Origin of the sequence: Modestobacter versicolor (assembly GCF_041028285.1) — a bacterium.
Lineage (GTDB): Bacteria > Actinomycetota > Actinomycetes > Mycobacteriales > Geodermatophilaceae > Modestobacter > Modestobacter versicolor_A.
The window spans coordinates 88,655-101,179 of the sequence record NZ_JABGDB010000006.1; the positions used below are offsets into that span (position 1 = coordinate 88,655).

At 74.7% G+C, this 12,525-nt stretch carries 10 protein-coding genes; 4 read left to right on the forward strand and 6 right to left on the reverse strand.

What is annotated here, in order from left to right:
* Window positions 1–28: 28 nt before the first annotated feature.
* Window positions 29–1,639, reverse strand: a complete 1,611-nt coding sequence (locus HL054_RS18020) for a fibronectin type III domain-containing protein (protein WP_369140437.1) — start codon at window positions 1,637–1,639, stop codon at window positions 29–31.
* Window positions 1,640–2,066: 427 nt separating this feature from the next.
* Here HL054_RS18020 and HL054_RS18025 point away from each other — a divergent pair, with 427 nt between their 5' ends.
* A complete protein-coding gene (locus tag HL054_RS18025) occupies window positions 2,067–3,851 on the forward strand; it encodes a helicase-related protein (RefSeq protein ID WP_369140438.1) in 1,785 nt (594 codons plus the stop codon).
* Window positions 3,852–3,902: 51 nt separating this feature from the next.
* On the opposite strand, the gene HL054_RS18030 is transcribed toward HL054_RS18025, so the two are convergent.
* From HL054_RS18030 to HL054_RS18050, 5 genes are all read right to left on the reverse strand, one after another.
* A complete protein-coding gene (locus HL054_RS18030) occupies window positions 3,903–4,061 on the reverse strand; it encodes a hypothetical protein (RefSeq protein WP_369140439.1) in 159 nt (52 codons plus the stop codon).
* 3 nt (window positions 4,062–4,064) lie between these two features.
* The gene (locus tag HL054_RS18035; RefSeq protein ID WP_369140440.1) at window positions 4,065–5,081 is read right to left on the reverse strand and encodes a class E sortase; all 1,017 of its coding nucleotides are present in this window, start codon (window positions 5,079–5,081) and stop codon (window positions 4,065–4,067) included.
* Between the two features lie 92 nt (window positions 5,082–5,173).
* On the reverse strand, window positions 5,174–6,034 hold the full coding sequence (locus HL054_RS18040; protein WP_369140442.1) for a MaoC family dehydratase: 861 nt from the start codon (window positions 6,032–6,034) through the stop codon (window positions 5,174–5,176).
* Window positions 6,031–7,380, reverse strand: a complete 1,350-nt coding sequence (locus tag HL054_RS18045) for a 3-oxoacyl-ACP reductase (protein ID WP_369140443.1) — start codon at window positions 7,378–7,380, stop codon at window positions 6,031–6,033. Before HL054_RS18045 ends, HL054_RS18040 begins: the two co-directional genes overlap by 4 nt.
* Before the next feature lie 173 nt (window positions 7,381–7,553).
* Window positions 7,554–8,837 carry an acetyl-CoA C-acetyltransferase gene (locus HL054_RS18050; protein ID WP_369140444.1) on the reverse strand — a complete coding sequence of 428 codons (1,284 nt, stop codon included), beginning with the start codon at window positions 8,835–8,837 and terminating at the stop codon, window positions 7,554–7,556.
* Window positions 8,838–8,901: 64 nt separating this feature from the next.
* On the opposite strand from HL054_RS18050, the gene HL054_RS18055 reads away from it, so the two are divergent.
* From HL054_RS18055 to HL054_RS18065, 3 genes are all read left to right on the forward strand, one after another.
* Window positions 8,902–9,642 carry a TetR family transcriptional regulator gene (locus tag HL054_RS18055; protein WP_369140445.1) on the forward strand — a complete coding sequence of 247 codons (741 nt, stop codon included), beginning with the start codon at window positions 8,902–8,904 and terminating at the stop codon, window positions 9,640–9,642.
* On the forward strand, window positions 9,639–11,696 hold the full coding sequence (locus HL054_RS18060) for an acyl-CoA dehydrogenase family protein (protein ID WP_369140446.1): 2,058 nt from the start codon (window positions 9,639–9,641) through the stop codon (window positions 11,694–11,696). Before HL054_RS18055 ends, HL054_RS18060 begins: the two co-directional genes overlap by 4 nt.
* A 100-nt stretch (window positions 11,697–11,796) precedes the next feature.
* Window positions 11,797–12,522, forward strand: a complete 726-nt coding sequence (locus tag HL054_RS18065) for a trimeric intracellular cation channel family protein (RefSeq protein WP_369140447.1) — start codon at window positions 11,797–11,799, stop codon at window positions 12,520–12,522.
* Window positions 12,523–12,525: the final 3 nt, after the last annotated feature.

Genomic DNA, 12,525 nt, shown 5'->3' on the forward strand with positions numbered 1-12,525 from the left:
GGGACGGGGCCGGTGCGTTCTGCTGGGGTTACGCGGCCCGACGGCGGGCGGCGACGAGCAGGCCGCCACCGAGGCCGAGGGCCAGGACACCGGCGCCGATGAAGGGCAGCGGCGAGAAGCCGGTGAGGGCCAGTGCGGCGACGCCACCGGAGACGGTGACCTCGACGACCAGGTTGCGGACGTTGCCGTTGACGTCGACACCGGTGGCCACCAGGTGGTGGACGCCGTTGGTGAGGTCAGCCGGCAGAGTCACCGTCGCGCTGAAGGTGCCGTCAGACAGGACGGTGGCCTCACCGAGCTTGACCGGGGTGGAGTAGACGACCAGCTCGACGGTGGAGCCGGGCAGGAAGTCCTTGCCGGTGATCGTGATCTTCTCGCCGGCGACGACCTTGCCGTCGGCGTCGTTGGTGGTCAGCGTGCCGTCGGCCTTGGGCAGGGTCGCCGAGACGGCCGAGGCGGGGACGACCGCGGTCGGGTTCTCGCCGTAGGTGCCCTCGCCGAGGTTGTCGCCGGCGTCGATGCCGTGCACGCCGTACTCGTAGGCCACCCCGGCCTTGACGGCGATGGTGCAGGAGGTGGCGGTGGCGTTCGCCGTCGTGCAGACCACGAGGTCAGCGTCGCTCTGTGCGCCGGCGGGGATGGCGAAGGCCTCGTAGGCGACGATGCCGCTGGCGTCGGCCGGCGGGGTCCAGGAGACCGTCAGGGCGGTGACGCCGACCTTGGCCGCAACGCTCGCGGGCGCAGCGACCGGGGAGTAGGGCTGGAAGGTGACCGGTGCGCTGCCAGCACTGGTGCCGGAGGCGCTGGTGGCCCGGACGCTCAGGGAGTAGGTCTGGAGGTTGGTGAGCCCGGTCAGCGTGCCGGTGAGGTCGTCGCTACCGGTCATGCCGGGCGTGAACGGCTTCCACACGCCGCCGTCGAGCTGGTACTCGAAGTTGACCGGGTGCGCGTCACCGTTGACGCCGGGGGTGAACTGGAACTTCGCCGTACCGTCGCCGACGGCGACGTAGTCGACGAGCGTCGGCGTGCCGGGCGCGACCACGACCGGGTCCGCAGTCGTGCAGGTGACCGTCCCGCTGATGACGCCGCCGCCCGTCAGGGCCGACGCAGTGCCGGCCGACGAGTTGACGCCACCGCCGGTGCCCGGGGAACCCGCCCCGTCCCCGCCCTTCGCGCCCGCCACGGGGTTGGCACCGAGGACGACCACGGAACCCGAACCGCCACCGCCGCCGTACACGTCGACGAGCGTGGGGTCACCGGCGTTCAGCGTCTCGACGCCGTCGTCTCCTGCCGCATCAGCGATCCCGGACGAGGTGGTCCCACCAGTGCCCACCGCCTCGTCAGCCATGCTCGCGTCCCCGCCCTTGCGGCCGGGGAAGAGCTTGTAGACGTCGCCGTCGGCGGTCGTGGTCGTGCCGGTGACGCGGCTGCCGGGCGAGCCGGCGACGGTGCCGTCGCCGCTGTCGCTGGCGCCACCGGCCGCACCGTCGATCACCCAGGCGATGGAGCAGTCGCCGTCGATCTCGATCTGCGTGGCGGCGCTCTCGTTCACGCCCGTGGCGGCCGGGTCGGTCGAGAACGTGTAGGTCGTCGTCGCCGCGGAGGCGACGCCGGTGACGCTGAGGACTGCAGTGGACAAGCCGATCGTGGTGACGGCCAGCAGGCCGGCCGCACGACGGGCCGGAGACGTTGAACGCACGTCGATCTCCCCGTGGAAGGTGCCCGGAACGCCGGGCTGCGTTACCCGGAGGTCCGGGTGCTGGGAGCACCTGACCACCCGGCTGGGAGCCGCCTGTGCGACGCCGAGCCGATGGTGCGTCGCGTTATCGAATCGTTATCTGCGCACAGGTTTGCAGATCATTGTCAAGATCAGCCAACGCGGGCGACGCGTCCGGCGAGCGCGACCGAGACGTGACCACAGGATGTGCTGACGGTTGACCACGGGTGCAGCAAGCCGCCGATAGGGCATGATGGGGGCGCTGGCGGTGTTCCTCGTAGCGATGGTCCGCGCACGCGCGCGTCGACCACCCACCGCCTGATCCCTCAGCGAAGGACACCTCCTGCCTGTGACCGTCCCCCAGCCCGCCCCCGCTCGTCGCCGTGAGCGCAGCGCTGCCCGCGAGGCCGCCTCCCGTGACGCCGACCGGACCGCCGCCCGCGACGAGAAGCGCGCCCAGCAGGTCTGGGTCGACGGCGCCGCTCCCGAACTGCCCACCCGGGCCACCCGCCCCGAGAAGGTCTTCTTCCACCTGGGCCCCACCAACTCCGGCAAGACCTACGAGTCGCTGCAGGCGTTGGCCGCCAAGGGCTCCGGCGTCTACGCCGCCCCGCTCCGCCAGCTGGCCCACGAGGCCTACGCCAAGCTCTCCGCCCAGCTCCCCGCCGGCACCGTCGGCCTCTCCACCGGCGAGGAGGAGATCGACCCCTTCGCCCCGATCGTCTGCTGCACCGTGGAGAAGGCCCCCGAGCGCGGCGAGCTGCTCGTGCTGGACGAGTCGCACTGGGTCACCGACCCCGACCGCGGCCACCACTGGGCCCGGCTGCTGCTCACCGGCGAGTACCGCGAGATGCACCTGATCTCCGCCGCCGAGGCCTACCTCGTGCTCCGGCCGCTGGTCGCCGACGCCGAGCAGATCGAGGTGGTCAACCACAAGCGGCTGTCCCGGCTCGACGTCCTCAAGAGCCCGGTCCGCACCGACGGTGTCCGCCCGCAGACGCTGGTCGTCGCCTTCTCCCGCAAGACGGTCTACGCCGTCGCCGCCGAGCTCGACCAGCACCGCCCCGGCAAGGTCGGCGTCCTCTACGGCGCCCTGCCGCCGGCCACCCGGCGCGACGTCATCGAGCGGTTCACCACCGGCGAGCTGGACGTGCTGGTCACCACCGACGTCATCGGCCACGGCATCAACGTGCCGGCGACCACGGTGCTCTTCGCCGACACCACCAAGTTCGACGGCCAGGAGGTGCGCCCGCTGCGCACCTGGGAGGTCGCGCAGATCGCCGGCCGCGCCGGCCGGTACGGCCTCACCGGGCACGGCCAGGTCGGCATCCTGATCGGCGTGAGCGGCCTCAAGCCGGTCGGTGCGCTGGTCGGCGTCGGCGCCGCCGTGGCCCGCGGCGACGAGATGAGCGACCTGCCCAAGCGCGCCCCCCGGTTGCGGCCGGAGCTGGAGGACCTGGGCGCCTACGAGGCCGTCGACCTGCCCGAGGCGCTCACCCGCTGGATGGCCTGGGCCCGCGCCGCCACCCGCGACCAGGCGATGACCGCGGACGACGTGACCAGCCTCGTGCTGCGCGTGCACGCCCTGCTGCCGCTGCTCAAGGGCCCGCTCGGTGCGGCCGGCGACCTCGACACCGTCTGGCGCCTGGTCAACCTGGCCATCGACTACAACCCGCCGCGGCGCACCCGCTGGCTGGTGCTGGCCAAGGCCGCCCTCCAGCACAAGGTGGGCCTCCCGGTGCCGCCGGAGACCGTGCTGCCCGACCTGCCCGTGGGCGGCACCGTCGAGGAGTTCGAGCAGACCGCCGCCGCGGCGCGCGACGCGCAGACGCTGCTCCGCCAGTTCCCCGGCGTCGCCGGGCTGGACAGCGACGACGCCGCCTGGGTCGAGGAGGAGTGCTCCGAGACCATCACCGAGATGCTGCCGGGCGCCATCTCGCTGGGCCGCTCCGGCAAGTGCAGCGACTGCGGCACGGCGATCGCCCCGTGGTTCACCACCTGCCGCCCGTGCAGCACCCGCGGCCCCGGCGGACGCGGCCCGTCCTCCCGCGAGGGCGGCGGCCGGTCCGGCAGCCGCCCCGGCTCCCGCTCGGGCTCACGCCAGGGACGACGCCCCAGCCGCAGCGGGCGCTGACCCCCGGTCCGGCCGGCCCCCGCCGTCAGGTCGGCGGCCGGCCGGCCGGCCTCACTGGTCGACGGTGACGTCGTTCCAGGGCAGCCGCGGCTCCACCCACGGGAAGACCACGAACAGCAGCAGCGCGACCACCGCCAGCACGAGCACCAGGGCCAGCGCCGCCCGGCTCGCGGTGTTGCCGGGCAGGTGCCGCCAGATCCAGCCGTACACGGGTCAGTCCTCCTGCAGGGCGGGCGGCCCGTCGGGGGCGGCGGCCTTGCTGGTGCCCGCCCCCTCCAGGACCGCGTGCACGATCATCCGCTGCCGCGCCGAGTACTTCGGGTGGCAGGTGGTCAGGGTCAGGTACGCGCCGGTCGGCGCCACACCGGGTGCTCCGGGCACCGGGGCGATGACCCCGACGTCGGTGGGCGTGACGATCTGCTGCCCGGGGATGCCGCTCGGGTCGGTCGCGTAGTCGCCGCTGGCCGGGTCTCCCAGCACGCGGTAGGTGAACCAGCTGTCCGCGGTCTCGACGACGATCGCGTCGCCGGGCACCAGCGTGTCGGCGTCCAGGAACGGCGAGCCCTTGCCCACCCGGTGCCCGGCGATGGCCAGGTTGCCCGCCTGGCCGGGCAGGGCCGTGTCCACGTAGTGGCCCGGCCCCTGCCGCAGCTGGTCCTCGTCGGTGCCCTCGAGGACGACCTTCGTGTAGTCCTCGCCCAGCCGCGGGACGTGCAGGACGGCGAGGGGCTCCCCCACCGCCGGCGCGACCGTCATGGGGCTGCCCGGCGCGACCGTGGGGCCGTCCGCCTCCCACTGGTCGCGGATCTGCTCGTCCAGGCTGCTCTGAGTGCGGTCGTTGAGCCAGTCGGTGACGTACACCTCGTAGACGACGAACAGCAGCAGGACGACGCCGACGGTCACCATCAGCTCGCCGACCCCGCGGGCCGCCACCTGCCAGAGCGGGTCGCGCCGACGCCGGGCCGGCACCGCCGCCGGCCCGTCGTCCAGCGCGTCGTCGTCCAGCGCGTCGTCGTACTGCGCGTCGTCGTCCAGCGCGTCGTCGTACTGCGCGTCCACCTCGTGCTCGGCCGCGAGGTCGTGCTCGGCGTACCGCTCGCCGTCCGGCCTGCCCGCGGCCTCGGCGACCCGGTGCGCACCCGACCGGCGCGGCGGCACGGGTGGCAGCGCGGCGGAACCGCCCCACCGCTGGGTCACGTCCGGCTCGAGGCCCTGCCCGGGGTCCGTCATGTGCTCCCCCGCCGTCCACCGGCCGCGCTGCCCGCGCGGCACTCCCCGGCGATGCTAGGCGAGCGACCTGGGCAGCCGTGGGAGGTGGGAGGTCAGCGCGGGCGGACCGTGCCGACCAGGTGCTCGGTGACCGTCCGCTCGTTGCGGACGGCGAGGTCCCAGCCGCCGTCCCGCGCCGCGGTGGCCAGCACCACGGTCGAGGGCAGGTACAGCGGCTTGCGGAAGGCGGCGTCCACGGCGACCGCGTCGGGCAGCCGCCCGGACAGCGCCGCCAGCGCCCGGGCCTGCACCCACATGCCGTGGGCGATGGCCCGCTTGAAGCCGAAGGCCTTCGCGGTCAGCCCGGACAGGTGGATCGGGTTCACGTCGCCGGAGACCCCGGCGTACCGGCGGCCGGCGTCGTCGGGCACCCGCCACTCGGCGGCGACCCGGTCCAGCTCACCCACCGGTACCTCGACGTCCGCGGCCGGCGCGCCGTCGGGCGCCTGCGCACCCCGGGCCAGGTACGTCGACCGGCCGCGCCACACCTCTGCACCGCCGGCGGAGACCGACGCGCAGAGGTCGACGGTGGCGCCGGAGCGGTGGGTGGCGAACCGCTCGGCCCACACCTCCAGGTCCAGGACCTCGCCGCTGCCGATCGGCCGCTCCACCTCGATGAGGTTGCGCACGTGCACCAGGCCGGGCAGCGCCAGCGGGAACGCCCGGTCGGTCATCAGCGCCACCTGCAGCGGGAACGCCAGGACGTGCGGGTAGGCGACCGGCAGCGCGTCGGCCAGCGGGAACCGGCACACCCGCGCGTAGGCAGCCAGGTGTCCCGGGTCCACCGGCACCCCGGTGCGGGCCAGCCTGGTGTCGGGCAGCGGGCCGCCCCGCCCGCGCGTGGTGACCGCGGCCCGGGCGAACAACGCGGCCATGTTCGGCGCCTCGTCGAGCACGGTGCGGGCCACGGTCACGCCCCCAGCAGCGACTGGCCGCACACCCGCACGACCTGGCCGTTGACCCCGCCGCTGCCGGGCTGCGCCAGCCAGGCGATCGTCTCGGCGACGTCGACCGGCAGTCCGCCCTGCTGCAGCGAGTTGACCCGGGAGCCGACCTCGCGGGTGCCCAGCGGCATCGACGCGGTCATCTCGGTGACGATGAAGCCCGGGGCGACGGCGTTGATGGTGGTGCCGCGCGCGGCGAACTCCGGCGCCCAGGCACGCACCATGCCGATGATCCCGGCCTTCGACGCGGCGTAGTTGGTCTGCCCGCGGTTGCCGGCGATCCCGGACTGCGAGCTGACGCTGACCACCCGGGCCCCGGGCCGCAGCACGCCGTCGGCGGCCAGCAGCGCCGCGGTGAGGTCCAGCTGCGCCTGCAGGTTCACCGCCATCACCGCGTCCCAGCGGGCGGCGTCCATGTTGACCAGCAGCTTGTCCCGGGTGATGCCGGCGTTGTGCACCACGACGTCCACCCCGCCGTGCCGCTCGCGCAGGTGGTCGACCAGCCGGGTGCCGGCGTCCGCGGCGGTGATGTCCAGCTGGAGCGCCGTCCCGCCGACCTCGTTGGCGACCTCGGCCAGCGACTGCCCGGCGGCCGGGACGTCGACGGCGACGACGTGCGCGCCGTCGCGGGCCAGCACCCGGGCGATCGCTGCGCCGATGCCGCGCGCCGCGCCGGTGACGACGGCGATCTTGCCGGCCAGCGGACGGTCGACGTCCTCGGCGGTGGTCAGCTCGGTGGCCGACAGCGTGACGACCTGGCCGTCCACGTAGGCGGAGCGGCCGGACAGGAAGAAGCGCAGCGGGCTCGCCAGTGCCGGCTCCGCCCCGGCCGGCACCAGCAGCAGGTTCGCGGTGGAGCCGTCGCGCAGCTCCTTGGCGACCGACCGGACCAGCCCCTCCAGCGCCTGCCGGGCCGCGGCCTGCGCGGGCGACGTCGCGTCGGCCGGCGGGTCGGCCAGCACCAGCACCCGCCCGGACGCGCGCAGCCGCCTGACCGCCGGGGCCAGGAACGCGTGGGCGGCGGCGAGGTCGGCGGGCCCGGTGAGGCCGGTGGCGTCCAGCACGACCGCGCCGGACCGCTCGCCGTCGTCCTCGCCGGTCGCCGGTGCGGACACGGTGACGCCGGCGTCGACGAGCAGGTCGGTGACCTGCAGGCGGAGCCGCCCCTCCCCCGCCGAGCCGACCACGACCGGCCCGGGCAGCAGCGGCTCACCGGGCTCGTAGCGGCGCAGCACCGCCGGGCGCGGCAGTCCGAGGTTCTTGGTGATCGTCGCGCCGACGCCGGAGTTGGCGAAGTCGCGGTACCAGTCGCTCACGGTGGTCCCTTCCGAGTGCGGTTTCGCGCGCCTTTGCGCGCGTCGTTTCGCGCGCCTTCCCACGGAGCCGGATTGGCGCGTGGTTTCGCGCGCCTTCCCACGGGGTGGGTTGGCGCGTGGTTTCGCGCGTCTTCCCACGGGGGTGGGTTCGCGCGTCTCTGCGCGCAGGTGGGTCAGGACTCGAGGATCGCGACGACGCCCTGGCCGCCGGCGGCGCAGATGGAGATCAGGCCGCGCTTGCCCGGGCCGGCCGCGTGCAGCTGCTTGGCCAGCGACGCCACGATCCGGCCGCCGGTGGCCGCGAACGGGTGCCCGGCCGCCAGCGAGGAGCCGTTGACGTTGAGCTTCGAGCGGTCGATCGACCCCAGCGGCGCGTCGAGCCCGAGCGTCTCCTTGCAGAACGCCGGGTCCTCCCACGCCTTGAGCGTGGCGAGCACCGTCGAGGCGAAGGCCTCGTGCACCTCGTAGAAGTCGAAGTCCTGCAGGGTGAGGCCGTTGCGCTCCAGCAGCACCGGGACGGCGTGGACCGGCGCCGTCAGCAAGCCCTCGCCGCCGTGCACGTGGTCCACCGCGGCGGTCTGCGCGTCGACCAGGTGGGCGAGCACCGGCAGGTCGTGCGCGGCGGCCCACTCGTCGGAGGCGAGCAGCACCGCGGAGGCGCCGTCGGTCAGCGGGGTCGAGTTGCCCGCCGTCATGGTCGCGCCCGGGCCGGTGCCGAAGACCGGCGACAGCTTCGCGAGCTTCTCCACGGAGGTGTCCGGCCGCAGGTTGTTGTCCCGGGTCAGGCCCAGGTAGGGGGTGACCAGGTCGTCGAAGAAGCCGCGGTCGTAGGCGGCGGCCAGGTTGCGGTGCGAGGCGACGGCGAGCTCGTCCTGCTCCTCGCGGCCGATGGCCCACTCGGCGGCGGTGATCGCGGCGTGGTCTCCCATCGCCAGGCCGGTGCGCGGCTCGGCGTTGCGCGGCATCTCCGGCACCAGCTGCCCGGGCCGGATGCCGCCCAGCGCCTTGAGCCGCTGCTGCAGCGTCTTGGCGCCGTTGAGCGCGATCAGCACCCGGCGGAGGTCCTCGTTCACCGCGAGCGGTGCGTCGGAGGTGGTGTCCACCCCGCCGGCGATGCCGGACTCGAGCTGCCCGAGCGCGATCTTGTTGGCGACCAGGACGGCGGCCTCGAGCCCGGTGCCGCAGGCCTGCTGCACGTCGTAGGCGGGCGTCGTGGCCGACAGCCTCGAGCCCAGGACGCTCTCCCGGGTGAGGTTGAAGTCGCGCGAGTGCTTCAGGACGGCGCCGGCCACGACCTCGCCGACGGCCTGACCCTGCAGCCCGAAGCGGGCGACCAGCCCGTCGAGGGTGGCGGTCAGCATGTCCTGGTTGCTGGCCCGGGCGTAGGCGGTGCCGCTGCGGGCGAACGGGATGCGGTTGCCGCCGACGATCGCGGCCTGCCGGGTCTGCGCTGCCATCGGGTTCCTCCGAACGGGGCGGTCACTCTGCTCGATACCGACAGTATCAGGTACCGTTCGTCACGTGAACGCCGGAACCGCCGGTCGCCGGGACCGCCGCGACTCCCGCTGGGACGAGCACCGCCGCGTCCGGCGCGAGCAGCTCGTCGACGCGACCCTCGCCGCGGTCGGCCGGCACGGCGCCGGCGTGGGCATGGAGGAGATCGCCGCCGCGGCCGGCACCAGCAAGGCCGTCGTCTACCGGCACTTCGCCGACCGCAGCGAGCTGCACGTCGCGGTGTGCGCCCGGGTCGCCGAGCAGCTCACCCGCAAGCTCCGCGAGGCGATCGGCAGCAGCTCCGACCCCCGGCAGATGGTGGCCGCCGCCGTCGACACCTACCTGACCTTCATCGAGGCCGACCCCGCGGTCTACCGCTTCGTCGTCACCCACTCACCGGCCGCGGACGACGGCAGCGACCCGATCAGCAGCCTGTCCGACCTGGTCGGCGCCGAGGTCGGCGGGCTGGTCGCCGGCTTCCTGGTGCGCGCCGGCCAGGACCCGGCCCCGGCCGCCCCCTGGGGCCACGGACTCATCGGCCTGGTCCGCGCGGCCGCCGACTGGTGGCTGCGCGCCGACCGCCCCATCCCCCGCGCCCAGCTCGCCACGCACCTCACCGCGCAGGCGTGGTCCGGCCTCCGCGGCGTCGTGGGCCCGACCGCCCCGCCCGCAACCGCCCCGCCCGCGACCGCCCCGCCCGCGACCGCCTCCCCCGTGACCGACGCCGCCGCGACCGACTCCCACGTGTCCCAGATGGAGGACCAGTGACCAGCACCCCCGCCCCGCTGACGGCGGTCGACCCGGCCCGGCTCACCGAGGTCCTCGACGGCCGGTGGGCGCACGTGCGCCGCGACGCCCGCGAGCAGCTCGACGACCCGAAGTACGCCCCGGTCTACGGCGAGTCCATGGCCGAGGCCCGGGCGCGGGTGACCCGGCTGGCCGCCGACCTCGCCGCCACCGGCCGGGTCGCGCTGGGCTTCCCGGCGGCCTACGGCGGCTCCGACGACAACGGCGGATCGGTCGTCTCGGTCGAGATGCTGGCCCACGCCGACCTGTCGCTGATGGTCAAGGCCGGCGTCCAGTGGGGGCTGTTCGGCGGCGCCGTGCAGGCGCTGGGGACGCAGTCCCACCACGACCGGTTCCTGCCCGACATCATCAGCTTCGCCCTGCCCGGCTGCTTCGCGATGACCGAGACCGGCCACGGCTCCGACGTCCAGCAGCTGCGCACGACGTGCACCTACGACCCGGCGACCGAGACCTTCGACCTGCACACCCCGCACGAGGCCGCCCGCAAGGACTACATCGGCAACGCCGCCCAGGACGGCCGGCTGGCGGTCGTGTTCGCCCAGCTGGTGACGCAGGGCGAGGGGCGGGGCGTGCACGCCTTCCTGGTGCCGATCCGCGACGCGCAGGGCCGGCCGGCGCCCGGCGTCACCATCGGTGACGACGGTCCCAAAGCCGGCCTGCTCGGGGTGGACAACGGCCGGCTCAGCTTCGACCACGTCGCCGTCCCGCGGGACATGCTGCTGGACCGGTACGGCCAGGTCGCCGCCGACGGCAGCTACACGTCGTCCATCGAGAACGAGACCCGGCGGTTCTTCACCATGCTCGGGACCCTGGTCCGCGGCCGGGTGAGCGTCGGCGGGTCGGCGTCCTCGGCCACCAAGGTCGCCCTGGAGATCGCCGTCCGCTACGGCGACGTGCGCCGCCAGTTCGGCGCACCCGGCGAGGACCGCGAGGTCGTGGTCAACGACTACCTGGTGCACCAGCGCAAGCTGCTGCCGGCGCTGGCCCGCACCTACGCCTACTCCTTCGCCCAGGAGGAGCTGCTCTGCACGCTGCACGACGTCCAAGGGGCGCCGGACGTCGACGAGCGGGCGCAGCGCGAGCTGGAGTCCCGGGCCGCCGGGCTCAAGGCGGTGCAGACCTGGCACGCCACGGCCACCATCCAGGCCTGCCGGGAGGCGTGCGGCGGCGCCGGCTACCTGGCGGAGAACCGGCTGCCGGCGCTCAAGGCCGACACCGACGTGTTCACCACCTTCGAGGGCGACAACACGGTGCTGCTGCAGCTGGTCGCCAAGGGCCTGCTCACCGGCTACCGGGACGCCTTCGGCTCGCTCGACGGCTGGGGCCGGGCGGCGTTCGTCGCCGAGCAGGTGCGGGAGACCGTGCTGGAGCGCACCGCGGCCCGCTCGCTGGTGCAGCGGCTGGTCGACGCCGTCCCCGGGCGGGACGAGGAGGTCGCCGTCACCGACCGCGGCTGGCAGCTGCGGCTGTTCGAGGACCGCGAGAAGCACGTCCTGGAGGGCGCCATCCGCCGGTTGCGCGGCCGCGCGGCCGGCGCTGGGCAGGTCCGCCGGCAGTTCGACGTCTTCAACGACGTGCAGGACCACGTGCTCAAGACGGCGACCGCGCACATCGACCGGGTGGTGCTCGAGGCGTTCGTGGCCGGCATCGACCGCACCACCGACCCCGCCGCGCGGGCGCTGCTGGCGAGGGTCTGCGACCTGTACGCGCTGACCACGATCGAGGCGGACAAGGGCTGGTTCCTCGAGCACGGCCGGCTCACCCCGACCCGGGCCAAGGCGGTGACCGGCGCGGTGAACGACCTGCTCCGCGAGCTGCGGCCGCACATGCGCACGCTGGTCGACGCCTTCGCCGTCCCGGAGTCGTGGCTGAACTGCGCGGTGCTGCGCGAGGAGCCGGCCCGCCAGGAGGCGATGGCCGCGCACGACGCGTCGCTGCGCGCCGCCGGCCGCGGCGCCGAGACCGGCACCGACGACCCGACGGCCACCGACCTGCAGCTCGCCCCGGCCCAGTAGTCGAAGGACCCCGTCCCCCTCGCCCCTCGCACGCTCGGGGCGAGCCTCTGGACGGGGCCGGCAGCAGGGCCGTTCCAGGACCTCACCGGGGTCGGGGATCATGCCCGTCGTGGAGATCCTGGCGGTGACCGAGGCGTTGCGGGTGCCGGCCGCCGTGGACCTGACGGCGATCGTGATCGGCGCGCTCACCGGCGGGCTGCTGGCCGCCCGCGAGCAGTTCGCCGTCTCCGGCGTGCTGCTGCTCGCGGTGAGCACCGGGCTGGGCGGCGGGCTGATCCGCGACGTCCTGCTCGCCGACGGGCCGCCGGTGGCACTGACCAACACCGCCTACCTGCCCACGGTCGCGGTCACCGCTGCCGTCACGTTCTTCTTCTCCGGCTGGCTGTCCCGGCTCACCGGGCTGCTGGTCGTGCTGGACGCGGTCACCCTGGGCTTCTTCACCGTCATCGGCGCGCAGAAGGCGCAGCTCGCCGGGCTGCCCAGCGCCTCGGTCGTCTTCATCGGCACGGTCACCGCGGTCGGCGGCGCCGTCATCCGCGACGTGCTGCTGGCCCAGCGCGCCGACATCGTGCAGCCGGGCCCCTACAACGCCGTCGCCGCGCTGATCGGGGCCGCCGCGCTCACCGTCCTGGCCGGACCGGTGGGCCTGGCGCCGCTGCCGGTCGCCGCGGTGGTCATCGTGCTGGTCGCCGGGCTGCGGGTGCTCTCGGTGTGGCGCGGCTGGGAGGCGCCGGTGGCCGTCGACCTGCCGCAGCGGGCGCGCAGCCGGCTGGTGTCCCGGGCACCCCGGTCGCGCACCAGGTGGCAGCTGCGCCGTCGGCGCTGACCC